18 protein-coding genes and 1 other RNA gene are annotated in these 16805 nt (G+C 39.8%); 12 read left to right on the top strand and 7 right to left on the bottom strand.

All coding sequences use genetic code 11. The features are described from left to right. Positions 1-224: 224 nt before the first annotated feature. From M1M80_RS10785 to M1M80_RS10755, 7 genes are all read left to right on the top strand, one after another. Complete coding sequence (locus M1M80_RS10785; protein WP_003241656.1) at positions 225-428, top strand: DUF6501 family protein; 204 nt, start codon at positions 225-227, stop codon at positions 426-428. A gap of 326 nt (positions 429-754) precedes the next feature. Continuing rightward, a complete protein-coding gene (locus M1M80_RS10780) occupies positions 755-1099 on the top strand; it encodes a PH domain-containing protein (RefSeq protein ID WP_003220141.1) in 345 nt (114 codons plus the stop codon). A 229-nt stretch (positions 1100-1328) separates the two neighbouring features. Then, positions 1329-1820, top strand: a complete 492-nt coding sequence (locus M1M80_RS10775) for a TraR/DksA family transcriptional regulator (RefSeq protein WP_060398822.1) — start codon at positions 1329-1331, stop codon at positions 1818-1820. 148 nt (positions 1821-1968) lie between these two features. Further along, positions 1969-2595, top strand: a complete 627-nt coding sequence (gene azoJ, locus M1M80_RS10770) for an FMN-dependent NADH-azoreductase AzoJ (protein ID WP_060398821.1) — start codon at positions 1969-1971, stop codon at positions 2593-2595. Between the two features lie 231 nt (positions 2596-2826). Next, a non-coding RNA gene (gene ssrS, locus M1M80_RS10765) (6S RNA) lies at positions 2827-3013 on the top strand. A gap of 141 nt (positions 3014-3154) precedes the next feature. Beyond that, a complete protein-coding gene (gene recQ, locus M1M80_RS10760) occupies positions 3155-4930 on the top strand; it encodes a DNA helicase RecQ (RefSeq protein WP_060398820.1) in 1776 nt (591 codons plus the stop codon). A gap of 247 nt (positions 4931-5177) precedes the next feature. Then, positions 5178-6041, top strand: a complete 864-nt coding sequence (locus M1M80_RS10755) for a LysM peptidoglycan-binding and 3D domain-containing protein (protein WP_003241667.1) — start codon at positions 5178-5180, stop codon at positions 6039-6041. A 968-nt stretch (positions 6042-7009) separates the two neighbouring features. Here M1M80_RS10755 and desR read toward each other — a convergent pair. The 5 genes from desR to M1M80_RS10730 form a co-directional block, all read right to left on the bottom strand. After that, positions 7010-7609 (bottom strand): two-component system response regulator DesR, encoded by a 600-nt coding sequence (desR, locus tag M1M80_RS10750; RefSeq protein ID WP_060398819.1) that lies wholly within the window; start codon positions 7607-7609, stop codon positions 7010-7012. Positions 7610-7627: 18 nt separating this feature from the next. Beyond that, positions 7628-8740, bottom strand: a complete 1113-nt coding sequence (gene desK, locus M1M80_RS10745; RefSeq protein ID WP_060398818.1) for a two-component sensor histidine kinase DesK — start codon at positions 8738-8740, stop codon at positions 7628-7630. Positions 8741-8861: 121 nt separating this feature from the next. Next, entirely contained in the window at positions 8862-9920 is a 1059-nt protein-coding gene (desA, locus tag M1M80_RS10740; protein WP_003241672.1) for a Delta(5) desaturase DesA, read from the bottom strand. 164 nt (positions 9921-10084) lie between these two features. Further along, positions 10085-11062: a S66 family peptidase gene (locus tag M1M80_RS10735; protein ID WP_060398817.1), complete on the bottom strand. Its 978-nt coding sequence runs from the start codon at positions 11060-11062 to the stop codon at positions 10085-10087. Positions 11063-11125: 63 nt separating this feature from the next. Continuing rightward, the gene (locus M1M80_RS10730; RefSeq protein WP_003241676.1) at positions 11126-11623 is read right to left on the bottom strand and encodes an N-acetyltransferase; all 498 of its coding nucleotides are present in this window, start codon (positions 11621-11623) and stop codon (positions 11126-11128) included. Positions 11624-11792: 169 nt separating this feature from the next. On the opposite strand from M1M80_RS10730, the gene M1M80_RS10725 reads away from it, so the two are divergent. Then, complete coding sequence (locus M1M80_RS10725; RefSeq protein ID WP_060398816.1) at positions 11793-12575, top strand: VLRF1 family aeRF1-type release factor; 783 nt, start codon at positions 11793-11795, stop codon at positions 12573-12575. Between the two features lie 137 nt (positions 12576-12712). Further along, the gene (locus tag M1M80_RS10720) at positions 12713-13249 is read left to right on the top strand and encodes a DUF420 domain-containing protein (protein ID WP_060398815.1); all 537 of its coding nucleotides are present in this window, start codon (positions 12713-12715) and stop codon (positions 13247-13249) included. Positions 13250-13342: 93 nt separating this feature from the next. Here M1M80_RS10720 and M1M80_RS10715 read toward each other — a convergent pair whose 3' ends face one another. Then, complete coding sequence (locus M1M80_RS10715; protein ID WP_060398814.1) at positions 13343-14020, bottom strand: lysozyme family protein; 678 nt, start codon at positions 14018-14020, stop codon at positions 13343-13345. Positions 14021-14212: 192 nt separating this feature from the next. On the opposite strand from M1M80_RS10715, the gene czrA reads away from it, so the two are divergent. Beyond that, positions 14213-14536, top strand: coding sequence for a Zn(II)-responsive metalloregulatory transcriptional repressor CzrA (czrA, locus tag M1M80_RS10710; protein WP_019258638.1), 324 nt, complete (start codon positions 14213-14215; stop codon positions 14534-14536). 25 nt (positions 14537-14561) lie between these two features. On the opposite strand, the gene csk22 is transcribed toward czrA, so the two are convergent. Continuing rightward, positions 14562-15107, bottom strand: coding sequence for a mother cell-specific sporulation protein Csk22 (gene csk22, locus M1M80_RS10705; RefSeq protein ID WP_060398813.1), 546 nt, complete (start codon positions 15105-15107; stop codon positions 14562-14564). A gap of 208 nt (positions 15108-15315) precedes the next feature. On the opposite strand from csk22, the gene M1M80_RS10700 reads away from it, so the two are divergent. Both M1M80_RS10700 and M1M80_RS10695 read left to right on the top strand, forming a co-directional pair. Continuing rightward, the gene (locus M1M80_RS10700) at positions 15316-16254 is read left to right on the top strand and encodes a helix-turn-helix transcriptional regulator (RefSeq protein WP_060398812.1); all 939 of its coding nucleotides are present in this window, start codon (positions 15316-15318) and stop codon (positions 16252-16254) included. Positions 16255-16307: 53 nt separating this feature from the next. Then, complete coding sequence (locus M1M80_RS10695; protein ID WP_060398811.1) at positions 16308-16790, top strand: GyrI-like domain-containing protein; 483 nt, start codon at positions 16308-16310, stop codon at positions 16788-16790. Positions 16791-16805 lie beyond the last annotated feature (15 nt).

Here is a 16805-nt window from a genome sequence, read left to right as displayed (position 1 = left end):
ACAAACCTCCAGTCAATTTTTATGGTCTGTTTTGAGATTCTTGGTGATAGCACATTAATTCCTTGATTGAATAGCAGAAATAAGCTGTGTTATTTACAGTAAGAGTAAGCGTATACAAACATTCTATAATAGAAAACAAGGCAAAATCAATGAATAACCGATATTGCAATTTACAAAAGAAAAAAGCTACAATAAGCTTATAGATAAGTAAAGGAGATTTCATCATGATTCATAACAATTGGCTTGAAAAAGAAACAATCAAAAAGGTAAAATGTGTGCAGACAAACGCAAAAAAATATATCGTGAACCGCGTTTTAACTCCGGGAAAAGAATATGAAGTGAAAAATGAAACAGAGGAGTTTCTATTTGTGATCGACAATACGAATAAAGTCGGCGGCTATTATAAAGAATACTTCGAAGAGGTTTAATGCCTGAATAAAGCCGAGGATATAAAAAACCGCAGCTCAGCTGCGGTTTTTTATGGTTAAAACAGGAAAAATAAAACAAAACAATGAAAACTTTAAAACCTTTTTAAAAAATATTGCTGAATATTGAAACTTTTTTCTCTATACGTGCGTATTACTTGATGACAACAGCTTAAAAGACGAAAAACAAATCAAAAATTTGAAAAATGTAATCTGTTCGTAATGGTTTAAATGTCTTCTATGTCGTATTCTTATATAGGGATAAAGGACTTATTTTTATGTAATGAATGATAAAACAAATAGATAAACGCAGAAAGAGGGGTTCTTCATTGGGTATTTTTTCTGTTAGCAGATCAACGGACGCAAAGAAGCTTGAAGCTTTGCTCGTTGAAGGGGAAAGAATAGAATCGATTTATAAGCTCCGGGTTGACCAAATTTGCTTTACAAATAAACGGATCATTTTCTTTGACAATAAAATGTTTTCTAAAAAGAAGGTTCGTGTATTTCTTCCATATAAAACAATTGAAAGCTTTGCGATCCAAGAAGCGGGCATGTTTGATCCAGACACTGGGCTTTTACTGATGACAAGAAGCAAAACCTTTGAATTAGAATTTGCAAAAGACACCGATTTAAGCGAAGTTCAAGCGGTGCTGACAAAGCATTTGTGCAGCTGAATATTTGACGAGCCAGCCGTTCAAAAAATGGTTAGGCTTTTTTTTATATAAATACAGAACAATGCGCACATGCTCGTTCTGTTTACACGACTAAGAAGGACAAAATGTGCCAAAGAAATCCCACACCATCATCGCCGGCGGTTACAAAGACAGTAGCTCAACTTTCCATCAAGTTCCCATGTTTGACAGAGGGCGAAACGGGAAACAGGATAGAAAGGAGAGGATACACATGTCACTGACAAAAGAACAAACACAGCATCTCTACCATAAATTGCTCGATATGCAAAAAGAATTGTCTGGCGAGAAAAAGGAAACAGAATCAATGACGGAAGAAGTGGGGGAGCTTTCAAATGGGGTTGACAACCACATGGCAGATCACGGAACGCTCGTCACAGACCGGATGACAGACCAAACGGTGAGAGAAATAGACCGGGAGCTGTTAGAGGAGGTCAACCATGCATTACAAAAGATGAAAGACGGAACTTACGGAGTGTGTGAAAAAACTGGCCAAGACATTCCCTACGAAAGGCTCGAAGCTGTTCCTTATGCAAGAATGACAGTTGAAGCTCAAGCTGATATGGAGGATGAATTAGAGACAGATGCTCCGTCATTTGAAAGAGAGTTTCATGAACAGGTAAAGGATCTATCCAATAAAGAAACAGTTGATCAAAAAAGCTCACAGACGTATGAGATTTTGGATCGTGAACAAGATTCAAAGTAAAAATGATAAGCAAGTACACCGATATTAGGTGTACTTGCTTTTTTTGAAAAAAATCTCATATTCAAAATAAAGTGATTGACTTTGAGTAAAAAAGAAAGTAACATACTATTTGTAAGTAAATATAAAAAGTTTACCGGGAGGAATACAAATGTCTACAGTATTATTTGTAAAATCAAGCGACCGTACAGCTGAAGAAGGCGTTTCAACTAAACTTTACGAAGCTTTCTTAGCTGCTTATAAAGAAAACAACCCTAATGATGAAGTGATTGAATTAGATCTTCATAAAGAAAACCTTCCTTACCTTGGAAGAGATATGATTAACGGAACATTTAAAGCTGGTCAAGGAATGGAAATGACAGAAGAAGAGAAAAAACAAGCTGCAATTGCTGACAAATATCTGAATCAGTTTGTAAAAGCTGACAAAGTTGTTTTCGCATTCCCGCTTTGGAACTTCACAGTGCCGGCAGTGCTTCATACTTATGTTGATTACCTGTCTCGTGCAGGCGTTACATTCAAATACACACAAGAAGGACCAGTTGGTTTAATGGGCGGCAAAAAAGTTGCGCTTCTTAACGCGCGCGGCGGCATCTACTCTGAAGGACCAATGGCTTCACTTGAAATGTCATTAAACTTCATGAAAACTGTTCTTGGTTTCTGGGGTGTTCAAGACTTGCACACAGTTGTCATCGAAGGACATAACGCAGCACCTGATCAAGCGCAAGAAATCGTTGAAAAAGGTTTACAAGAAGCAAAAGATCTTGCTGCAAAATTCTAATCAAGTCAAAACTCCTATCCATGCGATAGGAGTTTTTTGTATACATATTATATAGAAGAAAGTGATAAATTCTTTTCGCTATAATGGCTGTTTTTTTCTATTGTGATATATTTTTGATTGTCGAATGATCGAATATAATGGCGAAATAACAGTTTTAATGGCTGAGAAAAAGTTTTTCTAAACAATTGTTTTGGCCCCTTGATAAAAAACGTCTGATGGTGTACTATATAAAAGAAGCTACTTTGTGCGTATTGTTAATTAAGTTTTAACCTTTAAGCTGTAATAGGGAGTTTTATATCGAAGCCGGAATGTCATGCCTCCATTGCAGAGGACGACAGGAACGTTTCTGCAAACACCCACTTTGAGGAGTGGTGGTTTAAAACTTTCTTACTTGCATACGGCAAGACGTAGCGAAAGCCATTTCCTTTTTGGAAATGGCTTTTTATTTTATCTAAAAAAGGTAGGTATAATGAAAATTCAATTTTTGTGTGAAAGAAATGAAGGCCGCTTTTTTATGATATGATGGGAGAAATTCAAGGAAAAGCGAGGTTTACACGTTATGTTACATAGAGCCCAATCCCTTCTGGCCCATTATTTCGGTTATGAAAAGCTCCGCATCGGCCAGGAGGAAGCGATCCGCTCGGTGACGGAAGAAAGGCAAAACACGGTCTGCATAATGCCGACGGGAGGAGGCAAATCGATTTGCTATCAAATCCCGGCACTGATGTTTGAAGGGACAACGATCGTCATTTCGCCTTTGATTTCCTTGATGAAGGATCAGGTAGATGCGTTGGAAGAAGCGGGGATTAACGCCGCCTACATCAACAGCACACAATCCAATCAGGAAATATATGAGAGGCTGAACGGGCTCAAAGAAGGGGCTTATAAGCTTTTTTACATTACACCGGAGCGATTAACGTCCACGGAGTTTATTCGGATTTTGCAGGGCATTGATGTTCCTTTGGTCGCAATAGACGAGGCGCACTGTATTTCTCAATGGGGCCACGATTTTAGGCCCAGCTACAGAAATATTGAAATTTTGTTCCGAGAATTACATGACAAACCTGTCATCATGGCATTAACAGCAACAGCAACACCCGAGGTTCATGAGGATATTTGCAAACAGCTGCATATTCAAATAGAAAACACGGTATATACCGGATTTTCCCGTGATAATTTAACCTTTAAAGTAGCAAAAGGAGAAAATAAGGATCGTTTTATTGATGAATATGTGCAAAAGAACAAACATGAAGCTGGCATTGTCTATACAGCGACCAGAAAAGAAGCTGATCGGATTTATGAGAGATTGAAACGAAATCAGATCAGTGCAGGCCGGTATCACGGAGGCTTGGCTGATGATGTCAGAAAAGAGCAGCAGGAAAGGTTTCTTAATGACGAGCTGCAAGTGATGGTGGCAACGTCTGCTTTTGGAATGGGCATTGATAAATCAAATATCAGATTTGTTCTGCATGCACAAATTCCGAAAGATATGGAAAGCTACTATCAAGAGGCTGGACGAGCTGGGCGGGACGGTCTTGACAGCGAATGTGTTCTCCTGTTTTCACCGCAGGATATTATGGTGCAGCGTTTTTTAATTGAACAATCAGAACATGAAGAGAAACAAAAGCAGGATTTAAAAAAGCTGAGACAAATGGTCGACTATTGTCACACGGAAGATTGTCTGCAGCGTTTTATCCTTATGTATTTCGGAGAAAAGGAGCCTGACGCGTGCGGACAGTGCGGAAACTGCACTGATACAAGGACGGCCCATGATGTGACACGGGAGGCGCAAATGGTCTTATCTTGTATCATTCGCATGAAAGAACGGTTTGGCAAGACGATGGTTGCCCAGGTGCTCGCCGGCTCTAAAAATAAAAAAGTTCTTGAAAATGGCTTTTCCGACCTCTCAACATACGGGATATTAAAACACCAATCAGTAGGGGAAATCAGTGATTTTATTGAATTTCTTATTTCTGACGATTTCATCAGGATGTCAGACGGAACATTTCCGACTCTTTTTGTCAGCAGTAAAGGAAGGAATGTGCTGAAAGGAGAATTATCAGTAACGAGAAAAGAAGCATTAAAAGCGGTTGCGATTACTGAAAATGACGAGCTGTTTGAACGATTGCGCATGGTTCGCAAAGAAATTGCGGCAGAGCAGGGGGTTCCGCCTTTTGTCGTTTTTTCTGACCAAACGTTAAAAGAAATGTCAGGCAAACAGCCAGTAAATGATGAGGAACTTTTGTCTATAAAAGGCGTCGGAGAACAAAAAAGAGCAAAATACGGCCGGCTTTTTTTACAAGAAATACAAGCTTATGCAGGGATGACAGACTAAAAAAACAGAAAATCAACCTTTTTTTCTATAAAAAACACATTTTATTTTCTCTTTTTTGGTTCAAATCAAAAAGACTTGCGAAGCCTATTATATCAAGGGTTCAGCAAGTCTTTCCAACACAGAGAAATCCTTCATGTAAAGGAACTGTAATCTAAATCATATCTTTTTGTTATTGATTTGACATTTACGTGTGTTACGATATCACCTGTTAGCCGCCAATAAAAAGCTAACAAGGGAGGATTTACTTATGAAGAAGACGATTATGTCCTTTGTAGCAGTTGCTGCACTTTCAACAACTGCATTCGGAGCTCACGCTTCTGCAAAAGAAATCACGGTGCAAAAGGGTGATACGCTCTGGGGAATCTCTCAGAAAAACGGAGTGAACCTAAAGGACCTAAAAGAATGGAACAAGTTAACTTCTGATAAAATCTTTGCAGGAGAAAAACTGACCATTTCTTCAGAAGAAACAACCACTTCTGGGCAATATACAATTAAAGCGGGAGATACGCTTTCTAAGATTGCTCAAAAATTCGGTACGACAGTCAACAACCTGAAAGTTTGGAATAACCTAAGCTCTGATATGATCTATGCTGGATCTACACTTTCAGTAAAAGGTCAGGCAACAGCAGCAAACACAGTTACTGAGAATGCGCAAACAAGCGCACCTCAAACTGCACCAAAACAAGAGGCTGTGCAAAAAGAGCAACCTAAACAAGAAGCTGTACAACAGCAACCTAAACAAGAAACAAAGGCTGAGGCAGAAACTTCTGTTAACACAGAAGAGAAGGCTGTTCAATCAAATACAAATAATCAAGAAGCTTCAAAAGAACTAACAGTTACTGCTACTGCTTACACTGCTAACGACGGCGGCATTTCCGGCGTTACGGCAACAGGCATTGACTTAAATAAGAACCCGAACGCGAAAGTCATCGCGGTTGATCCTAATGTGATTCCACTAGGTTCTAAAGTCTATGTTGAAGGCTACGGTGAAGCAACAGCAGCAGACACTGGCGGCGCTATTAAAGGAAATAAAATCGACGTATTTGTACCAAATAAAAGTGATGCATCTAATTGGGGCGTCAAAACTGTAAATGTAAAAATCTTAAACTAATCATATAGATTGTGAGAAAAGACGCGAGCTTTTGGCTTGTGTCTTTTTTCTTTCTGTTTAGAGATGTTTATATCATATGCTGATAAAAGAAAAGTGGTCCCGATGTTTTCACGTGTAATAAATAGGTTTTATTGGAGGAAGGACTTATATCGGAAGCTCGCCGCTTTGGGAGCGGAGTTGCTCAACGGACGGCTTTCTATACTGAAAAACTCAATTCAATTGATATCAGCAATTCGGAAGGTGTGCAGTGGGGCTATTAATCAATTTATAGGGCTGTTAACCAAGCGGTCGTTCAGCAGGCATTAGGAGCGAAAAAAATTTAGCTGAAGGACAAAAGGGCGCTCTTTTAGAGGGTTTCTTTAAACTCATCGGCGCTTTTAGTTACTCGTCCCCGAAGTGCTTGCCTATCAATTTATGGGGCTGAATTGAGAACGCTGACAGTGTATAGCCTCCGCCGATTGCCGATTTATTGCCATAATGTATTCGCCGCGATATTAAGCTATTACCATTAGCATGTTTACTCTGGACACATACAACCCGGTATATGTAACATGCAGATGTACTTGTCTCATCAAAACAGGGCGGCTTTTCGTTGCAGTTCTTGGGATTGTATCGATAGTCATCGCACCATTTTTTTATACGCCAAAGGGGCTATACAGCTATGTTCAAGAGATATACGGCTTTTAAAAGTACCGTTATCAGCAGCAGTCGTCAGCGGTTTTTTACAAAAAAGTGCGGCTTTAGCTGCAAAAATAGCGATACCAGACCATATTGTTTTATACGGCTTATCAAAAATCTATTTAGAACACATTTATTTTCTGTACATCCTTGCCGTACTTTTTCCATTTTCAGTGGGTGTTAGCTTCTGACAGAATATAAACTCGATCACAATCCGCAAGAGAATCTAACACCTTGAAACACGTAAAGCTGGGGTTACAAAAAGGATCTTGGCATCGCCAAGATCCTTTTTATTTAAACCAGCCTTTTTCCTTTGACCGAGTAATGGCTTCAATTCGGTTTTTCACTTCAAGCTTTTCCAGAATCATTGAGATATAATTTCGCACCGTCCCGCTTTTGATGCTGAGTTCCTGAGCGATTTCTTTTGTGTTTTTACCGTCAGCCACAAGTTCAAGCACTTCTTTTTCTCTATCTGTAAGAGGGTTAGCTTCGCTGTACATGTCCTCCATCAGTTCAGGTGCATAGATGCGTTTTCCCTTCATGACGCTACGGATGGCGCTTGCGAGCTCTTCGCTCGGACTGTCTTTTAACAAATAGCCTTTAACGCCTGCTTTAATGGCTCTCTGAAAGTAGCCGGGTCTGGCAAAAGTGGTTAAGATTATAATTTTGCAGCCTGTATCCTTTAACTCCTCAGCAGCTTCAAGCCCTGTTTTTCCGGGCATTTCAATGTCCATAATGCATACATCAGGCTCATGTTTTTTGACAAAATCAACAGCATCTTGACCGGTTGTACCTTTGCCTACGACTTCCATATCGTCTTCTAAGTTTAGAAGTGATCCTAAAGCGCCCAGCAGCATTTGCTGATCTTCCGCAATAAATATACTAATCATGTAAGCCATCCTTTTTGTTTATTTTGAGTTATTAGGAATTGCCATGGTAAGCTTGGTCCCGTTTTTGGTATCGATGTGAAGGCTCCCGTTTGCAAATTCAAGCCGTTCTCTCATACCGAGTAAGCCATGACCTTTTGAATAGAATTTTTCTTCTCCTTGGAATGTTCCATCGTCAGACACTGTAATGACAACTTCCTTCCATAGCTGCTGAATGTCAACTCGGCAAGTTTTAGCCTGACTGTGTTTGACGACATTTGTGACAGCTTCCTTTAAGCACATGCTCAAAATGTTTTCATTAAGCAATGAGATATTTTCGGGCCATTTCTCTTCTTCATAGATCAACGTAATGTCAGCTGCTTCGAGAATTTGTTTGATGTTGATCAGTTCATCCTTGAGCCGGATGCCTTTCATAGAGGATACGATCTTTCTTACTTCATTTAAAGAAGTTCTCGCTGTTTGCTGTACACTTTTCAGTTCACGTGCTGCTTGTTCGGGATCTTTGTATATCAATTTTCTTGCCAAGTCGCTTTTTAAACCAATAAGAGAAAGCTTTTGCCCAAGTGTATCGTGGAGGTCGCGGGCAATTCGCTGCCGCTCTTCTAATTTCACCAACTCGGCAATCCGTTCATTTGCATCCTCGAGTTTTTCTTCCAGCCGTTCGCGCTCCTTGCGGATTCTTATACTAAAGGGCAATAAAATCGCGCTGATGAGAGTAATAACGACGAAAGGAATTTGAGTCAGAAAGAATTCCTTTTTTAATACGAGGCTGAAATTAGCTGCGACGGCTGCGCTTATTAAATGGACGTAATATAAAATATGAAAGGGAACGCGTTCCTTTATGTTTCCAATAAAATACGCGATAAAAAAAGCAAAATAAATATAACTGAACAGCGTAATAGAGGCAGTTGAAATGCCAATTAACAAAAACGCCCACAAATAAATAGCCCAGCCTTTTGAGACAAAAGCAAATCGATATACCGAAAAAAATAAAAGCGTCAAAATGATGCCGACAATAATAACAAATGTAGATGATGTTTTCCATATAAAGTAGAAGGGGAGGATGAAAAATATCGTCCATATATAGGGCGTAATCCCGCTTAGTTTTTGAAATGTAAAATGCTTTTTCATCATAATATTACCTCATTTTCAACTTTTCATCTTACATGTAACTTTATCATTGCGAAAGCCAGAATGCACCCTCGAACAATAAAAAGGAAGCCTTCTTGTGTATAAGAGAAGACCTCCTTCATTGTCAGGCGTTCTTCCGCAGCTTTTGTTTTTCTGTTGAATCAGGCGGAAGGCTGAAAGGTATATGTTTGATATCCCGAAATGACACAAATTGTTTTTTATCTTCATCCCAAAGGCGGAATGCAAGTGATTGCAGGCTTGTTTTTAAGGTGATTGTCGGTACATTTTTTAATGGTTCGTGATGTTCATGAGCAACTTCAAGCTTATAATTAGGCACTTTTGGACTTAAATGATGAACGTGGTGGTAACCGATATTGCCTGTCAGCCATTGAAGCAGTTTCGGAAGTTTATAAAACGAACTGCCTTCCACAGCAGCCTGAACGTAGCTCCAGTTTTCATCTGCTTCAAAATAAGAATCTTCAAATGTATGCTGAACATAAAACAGCCACACACCGATTGAACCTGAGATCAGAAAAATTGGGCCTTGCACCAGCAAAAACGATTGCCAGCCAAAGATCAGACAGCAAGCAGCAGCCAACGCCGCAATGGCCAGATTCGTAAGGTATGTGTTTACACGCTCCTTACGTCTTGCGCCTTTTTTGTTAAAACGGTTGGTGATTAGAAAAACATAAATCGGTCCGAGAATAAACATGATAAACGGATTTCTATAAAGTCTGTATGCAAGCTTTGTTCGTCTGGATGCAGCTTTATATTCGTTTACTGTTAACATCCAGATGTCACCCGTTCCGCGTTTATCCAGATTGCTGCTTGTCGCGTGATGAATCGAATGGCTGTGCTGCCATTGAAGATACGGGAATAAAGTCAGAACACCTGTCAGAAAACCGAGAATATGGTTATAGCGCTTTTGTTTGAAAAATGATTGATGGCAGCAGTCATGGAAGATGATAAAAATTCTTGTCAAAAATCCTGCGGCAATTACTGTTAATGCTAACGTAAGGAGATAGGAGACGTTGAGGCTGAAATAAGCCAGAAACCACAATCCGAAGAAAGGAATAAACGTGTTCAAAAGCTGAATCAGGCTGTTTTTTGTTTCGGGCTTAGCAAAAGCGGCGACTTGCTTTGTAAGCTGTTTTTGTTTATGTGCAATGGTTTGTTCAGTCATAGTAAGTATCCTCTCATTGTGTGTCTCAGTTCAGTATACGCGAATGAGAGAAGTCCTTTGTAGTAGCACACATCATGCATGATATATGACATTTGTCATATCCTCGTGCGGCTGCATAAATGTTTACGCTGAAAAAGCTTGTAAAAAAGAAATTTACAAGCTGATTAATGTTTATCGATCCATATTCGTGATGTACCCGAAACAGCTTCAATCCTGCATGTTCCTCCTATAGGAAACGTGGCAATTGGTGAGGTGTGTCCTGCATTTATATTTGCGATGATTGGGAGGCCGGATAATTCTTTTTTTGTTCCAATCATGGCTTTCACAAGATCTATTGATACGTTTGATGCTTTCTGAAATCTGCCGATCATAATTGCCTTAACATTTGAGAAGGAGGGAAGATGGATGAGTGATTGCAGATCGCGGTCAAACATGTGGATGTCTGACATATAATCATCTTCAATCAATAAAATGGTATGTTCTGTTTTAGGAAAATACTCTGTTCCCTGCAGCAAATTAAGTGTGCAAAGGTTTCCGCCAATCAAAGTGCCTTCCGCATAACCCTCTTGGATCACAACAGGGCCGTTATTTGGATAAAATCGTCTGTTTTCTTGATCCAAAAACCAGCGGTCATCGCTCCACTCGCTTGAAGGGTGAATCTCAAACGGATCGTCCGAAGCGCAGCAAGAAAGAAAATACTCTTTTGTATAATCGAGCCCTTTTTTCATTGCAAATGTTGAAAAGTGGGGACCTGAATAAGTAACAAGGCCCGTTTTTTGATAAATGGCGTTGCAAAGAGCCGTTATATCGGAATAGCCGCACAGAATTTTTGGATGCTGTTTGATTTTCTCGTAATTAAGATAACGAAGCAGCTGATTTGAATTGAAGCCGCCGAGTGTCGTTAAAATCGCTTTGACGTTTGGATCAAAAAAGGCTTCATGCAGATCATGAACTCTTGATTCGATAGAAGAGGAATCAAATTCGTTACATTCATTTGCATGTTCGGCGATAGTCACCCGATAACCTAAGCGTTCTAACGCCGTTTTTGCTTGAATTTTTGCTTCATTTGATAATATAGACATGCTGGTCGCGGGAGACACGATTCGGATTTCGTCTCCCTTTTTTAGTTTTGAGGCGTACATAGAACCCTCCATCAATGGTTTTACACCATTACAGCACAACTTGGCTCATTCTTCCAGACTTTTTTACAAATCAACCCACTTAATGCTGCCTGATTGTGTATCATGATCAACGCATACTTTGAATTGATGTTTTTCATAAAAATGAATCAGCCGGTCTACATGATTCCAGTCCCGCTTGGCAATGTCGCCGGTGACTTTCGGAATATTGTGGTCTCTGGCGATATCTTTTAAATATTTCATGCAAATGGAACCAAACCCGTGATTCGGAGGGCCTTTTATGTCGCCGATATGAATGACATCGTCCTTGTAAGACGCTACAAGTGAAAAACAGCCTTTTCCTCTATAAGCCGTTTTACAATCGGTAAGCATAATTTTGCATGTTTGGCCATCATCAATCGAGGAAACAATCATCCACTCATCATGTTTCGATTGATCAATACCAAGCACTTTGGCATCTTTAGATAGATCCTTCATATTCTCCTGCATGCGGTAAATTTGAAATTCTAAATCATTTAGTTCTTCTTCAAGTTCTTGACGATTTTTTTCTTCAGCAGTAAACAAGATCAAACTCCTTTCAAAATCAGCTTAGAAACACAGTTATCAATTGTATTAGATGAGAAGGGCATTGTAAACAACAAATCCATTATTACTAGAATTTAGCGCAAAATAAGGTTTGACCGTTTTTAAGAGAGGAAAAAGAAAACTAACCTGTGAAAAAGGAGGAATTGGAATGGCGATTGATTCATTGATTAAGAAATTACAGTATGTCCGATTGGAACCGCCGGATAAAATTCTCTCCCTATATCTCAATACAGACATGAGGGATCCAGATCAGCAGGGGGGAGAATGGAAAATTGCCTTAAAGTCGGGATTCGGCAGATTGAAAGAGTATTTGGCAGCAAGTGATCCAGAGGAAGAGAAGTGTCTGGGTGGAATCAGAACGAAAATTGACCAATACCTCAATGAAATGGGAAAAGACATGCCCCGCAGTCTCGTATTTTTTGTTTCTGACAGCGGCATATGGGAACCAATTAAACTTCAAATCCCTGTAGACACAAGATTTTACTGGGAAGAAACAGCTGTTCTGGATCAGCTGAAGGATCTGCGCCAAACGTACCCAAGTACGGCGTTTATTTTAACTCAGCAGCATGAAGTAAAAATTATTGAAACCGTTTTAGGTAAAATTGAGGCGGTGGAGCATTACGAGTATGATATCATCAATGAGTCTTGGGAGAATTGCCATTCCTCTGTAAACAAAGCGGCACCATTTGAAGAGAACCAAATGAGGGAACATGTAACGGAGAATCAAACGAGACTGTATAAGCGTCTGGCTGCCAATCTTGATCAAAAAGCTGCCGCAAAAAGATGGGAACGAATGGTCATCGCCGGTGATAAAGAAACGGCCGATATCTTGGATCAGCATATGAATAAACCGATTCATTCAAAAATCCAAAAGAACCTGCTGAATGAAAATGAACATAAGGTCGTTGAGCATTTGATCAAAGAGGCGTAAATCTAACAGGGCCGGGGCTAAAAGCCGCCGGCCTTTGAAGTGTGTCTAATTTCTGACGAAGCAATCGAAAACGTTGACATCTTCTTTGAATTTGCATACGATTTGGATAGCCAGTACAAATTAGGAGAGGTCATCAAATGAATCAAACAGAAAATAAACCGAAAAATTATACGGGGATTGTCCTTACGCTGACAGTTCTGATTAACGGTTTAATCGCAGTGCTGTTTTTTATGCCTAAATTAGATCAGTTCAGCCATGCGAATATTCACATTTTGCCAATGCTGAATGCGATATTCAACAGCTTTACGTTTATCTTCTTATTGGCCGCGCTGATTATGATTAAACAGAAAAATATCAAAGCTCATAAACGCTTTATTTTAGCCGCTTTCACAACAACATTACTATTTTTGATTTGCTATGTTACTTACCATTCGATTGCGGAGAATACGCTTTATGGCGGAGAAGGTATTATGCGCTCGATTTACTTCTTTATTTTAATTACACATATCTGCCTTTCTGCAATCATTGTGCCGCTTGCACTGTTTACGCTGATCAGAGGCTTCAGCATGCAGGTGGAGCGCCATAAAAAAATTGCCAGATGGACAATGCCTCTATGGCTGTATGTAAGTCTTACAGGCGTTATTGTATATCTGATGATATCACCGTATTATTAAAAGCCATACTGAGTATGGCTTTTTTTTTGAGCTTGTAAACATGACAAAAGCCCAAATCAGTTTTTGGGCTTCTGTCAGTAAATTGATAGACTCCTATTCATGAGCCTTTGATTCCATGGTTTCAAGTGTTGCAACCTGCAAAGATTCTTCAACAGTTTTTGTTTTTTCTTTTACTTTTTCTGCATACGTGTAATCACCGTAGCAATACGGATAGCGGAAATTATTTGCATTTCCCCCGCAAGTATACAGCTCGGGATTTTTTTTGACTTGCTGCTCGGAGTATTGTTTTGCCAATTCCTCAGTATGCGTTCCTCCATGTTCAGCTACAAAATCAATATAACCTGCCCCCATGTTGTAGCTTTGAATTATTGTATCCAAATCTACACCTTTTTCCTTACCGGACTTGTACATGAGGGTAAATTGCTTGATGCCTTGTTTAACACTGAGTTGAGGGTCTGTTATCTCATTGCGTTTTAACCCCAGAGATTCAGAGGACTGCATGGGATCATTGCCTTTTCCTTTTGACTCCTGATACATCATGCCAAGTATGAGTGATGTATAATTAGAGAGTCCTTGGTTTTCAAGCTCGTCTTCCACCAGCGGTTTATAATCGGTTAAACGTTCCAAAACAATCGTTTTTGTATCGATCGGAAGTTTTTTGATTAAATCCCGGTTGAAAAAAAGCAAGACCAATAAAAAAGAGGCGATGACAAAGACAAAAATCATCATAAAACCCGCAGCAGCGAAACAGCCTTTTCTCTTTTTCTTCACTGTGTTTCACCCTCAATGTTTGGAGCAGTATGACCTTTTTATTATGACACAGAACGGTATATCAGACCAAGTAAAAACCTGATTTGAAACATAAATTTAAACTATGAGATTGAATTGGAACACGAGCAAGTTGGTTTGCACTCAAGCACATTTGTTATAAGATAAAACTATGAATAAAGAAAGGTGATACATATGACTGAATTTAGAGAAACGGAACGGACGGCTGCTGATCTGGACGAGGAGACGCTGTTTCTCGTCGCGCAAACATTCAAAGCGCTTTCAGATCCTACCAGAATCAGAATTCTCCATTTATTATCCCAGGGTGAACATGCTGTAAACGGAATTGCAGAAAAGCTGAATTTACTGCAATCCACAGTTTCCCACCAGCTTAGATTCTTAAAAAATCTCCGGCTTGTAAAATCGCGCAGAGAAGGAACATCTATTTATTACTCTCCGGAGGATGAACACGTTTTAGATGTTCTTCAGCAAATGATCCATCATACACAACACGATTAAAAAAGACATCCTTGCTTAATCGCTGCTAGCGGGCAAGGATGTCTTTTTCTTTATCGTGTCCGTTCTGATCGAGTTCGTTTCTGCTGAGTTTGATGACAAAAGAAGAAAACCCGATATAATAAACGGCTATCAGAAAAAAGACGCCAATTGTCAGAGGATCAGTTCCGATTGACTGACTGTAAGATCCAAGGCTGTTGAGATCAGGCGAGGTAAGATAAAGCTCTGTCACTCGATACAGAAATCTTGATAAAAATAAAGTTAAGAGAATCATTTCTACCCAAATATGAGTCCGAAAATAGATTTTTCCTCTGCGTTTTTCAAAGGAGATGTTTTTCTTAGCGAAAAAGACAAGGAGCCATCCGCCAAGAATGCCCAAAATGAGAGATCTATATAAAAAAGGGTGAGTGATGCTGAAGACCGAAAGACCAAAAGCAAACAGCGAGAAAAGAATCATACGGGTGAACAGCCAGTGAGGTTTCAGCGGCTGATATCCGATGGACCTTTTAATTTTTTTATACAGAAAAAAGATAATAATCATGGCAGGATAAACGCTCTGAAGTGTAAGATGCATGATGTGAAATCCCCTCCGTTGAGAAGTGTATGCTTATCCGGTTCGAAATAGTAGTTGAAATCAAATACTGAACATAAAAAAGAAGGGGAAACCCCTGTATTCATAACATATGCGAGGTGTCTTTGGGCCGCATAATAGATATGCCCAAGCTTTATAAAAATGTTATGATTGAATTTGTTGGAAATGAAAAGAAGAAAAGGTGCACAGAATGAAACTGGAACGTTTGTTAGCGATTGTTGTGTTATTAATCAGCAAAAAACAAGTGCAGGCTGCTGAACTTGCTGAGCTGTTTGAAGTATCCGTCAGAACAATTTACCGTGATATTGATACGATCAATAGAGCTGGTATTCCGATTGTGACCTCACAGGGCGCCGGGGGCGGAATTGGCATTATGGAAACGTATCGGCTTGAGAGAGAGTGGCTGAAAGAGGAGGAGCTGTTTGCGATTGCGTCCGCTTTGCAGAGTGTCTCTTCCATGTGTGAACCTGCTTCTCACAGCACAGCTTATCAAAAAATTAAGCACCTCATACCGGAGCAATCTGCTGAAGCATTTAAGCATCAAACAGAAAAATGGTTTATTGATATGACGGCTTGGGGCCATACTGAGGATCAAAAGGCACTTCGTGAGAAAATCAGTGCCGCCATCGATCAATTGTCAACGATATCATTTACATATACGAACGCAAGCGGGGAAACACTTCTTCGTGAAACAGAACCCTACACATTGGTTTGCAAGGCGGGACACTGGTATTTATACGCCTATTGTCTGGTTAGAAACGATTTTCGCTTTTTTAAACTTAACCGGATGAAAGATATGGCCATTTTACAAAATTCCTTTATCAGAAAAGACATTCAGCTGGATACCTTGCCGTGGGATAGGAATTGGTACGAAAAGGACCGTTTAACTGAACTGGTTATTCTTGTTCAGCAGCCAGCACGTCAGCGAATACGTGAATGGTTCGGATCTGAAGTTCTTCATTGTGATGAAGATGAGAACTGCCGGGCAGTGATTTCTCTTCCAGAAGATCAATGGCTGATCGGTTTTTTGCTGCAGTTCGGGAAGGATATTGAGGTTTTGGAACCCCTTCATATACGGGATAAAGTAAAAGATACCATTCATCAGATGCAAAAAGTATATGAAACCTGACACACTGCTGTCAGGTTTCTTTTTTTATAATCTAGGTAAAAAGGAGGGAACATATGAGTTTTTCACATATAACACACTTAAAACAGAAACGGTTTGCCGGACTATCACAGCGGACAAGCAACGCGTTGGAAATGACAGAAGAAAGGCGGATCCCGGCCCTATGGGACCAATTCTGGCAGCAGGATATGAGCATTCTTTTCTCACAGGCTGAAAAAGATCAAAGCATTATCGCCTTATATTCCAATTACGAACAGGAGACGAATGGGTTTTACACATTTTCAGTCGGAGCGTTTCAGGAGGACAGCGGGACTCTTCCGGAACCGTATGAAAACATTGATTTGCCGGCTTCCGCTTATGCCGTTTTCACTTCCAGAATCGGCCCTATTGAAGAGATTGTGTATGAAACGTGGAAGGAAATTTGGACTTGGGATAAGCGTCATCTGCGGACATTTACAGGCGACTTTGAGATGTATGATCAAAGTGCAGCAGTACCTCAACGGGCGCAAGTTAATATATATGTCGCCATAAAAAATTGATAAACTCTTGAAAAA

It is taken from the genome of Bacillus inaquosorum (genome assembly GCF_023238325.1).
In the GTDB taxonomy this organism is placed as follows: Bacteria; Bacillota; Bacilli; order Bacillales; family Bacillaceae; genus Bacillus; species Bacillus inaquosorum.
The sequence above is the reverse complement of the archived record's forward strand: the minus strand, read 5'-3'. Positions and strand labels throughout refer to the sequence as shown.

Bases quoted from the DNA above. Each gene is read 5' to 3' on its own strand.
- M1M80_RS10755 (WP_003241667.1), top strand. From the start codon at position 5,178: ATGAAGAAGACGATTATGTCCTTTGTAGCAGTTGCTGCACTTTCAACA.
- M1M80_RS10695 (WP_060398811.1), top strand. From the start codon at position 16,308: ATGAGTTTTTCACATATAACACACTTAAAACAGAAACGGTTTGCCGGA.
- desA (WP_003241672.1), bottom strand. From the start codon at position 9,920: ATGACTGAACAAACCATTGCACATAAACAAAAACAGCTTACAAAGCAA.
- azoJ (WP_060398821.1), top strand. From the start codon at position 1,969: ATGTCTACAGTATTATTTGTAAAATCAAGCGACCGTACAGCTGAAGAA.
- czrA (WP_019258638.1), top strand. From the start codon at position 14,213: ATGACTGAATTTAGAGAAACGGAACGGACGGCTGCTGATCTGGACGAG.
- M1M80_RS10735 (WP_060398817.1), bottom strand. From the start codon at position 11,062: ATGTACGCCTCAAAACTAAAAAAGGGAGACGAAATCCGAATCGTGTCT.
- M1M80_RS10720 (WP_060398815.1), top strand. From the start codon at position 12,713: ATGAATCAAACAGAAAATAAACCGAAAAATTATACGGGGATTGTCCTT.
- M1M80_RS10775 (WP_060398822.1), top strand. From the start codon at position 1,329: ATGTCACTGACAAAAGAACAAACACAGCATCTCTACCATAAATTGCTC.
- M1M80_RS10700 (WP_060398812.1), top strand. From the start codon at position 15,316: ATGAAACTGGAACGTTTGTTAGCGATTGTTGTGTTATTAATCAGCAAA.
- recQ (WP_060398820.1), top strand. From the start codon at position 3,155: ATGTTACATAGAGCCCAATCCCTTCTGGCCCATTATTTCGGTTATGAA.
- desK (WP_060398818.1), bottom strand. From the start codon at position 8,740: ATGATGAAAAAGCATTTTACATTTCAAAAACTAAGCGGGATTACGCCC.
- desR (WP_060398819.1), bottom strand. From the start codon at position 7,609: ATGATTAGTATATTTATTGCGGAAGATCAGCAAATGCTGCTGGGCGCT.
- M1M80_RS10725 (WP_060398816.1), top strand. From the start codon at position 11,793: ATGGCGATTGATTCATTGATTAAGAAATTACAGTATGTCCGATTGGAA.
- M1M80_RS10785 (WP_003241656.1), top strand. From the start codon at position 225: ATGATTCATAACAATTGGCTTGAAAAAGAAACAATCAAAAAGGTAAAA.
- csk22 (WP_060398813.1), bottom strand. From the start codon at position 15,107: ATGCATCTTACACTTCAGAGCGTTTATCCTGCCATGATTATTATCTTT.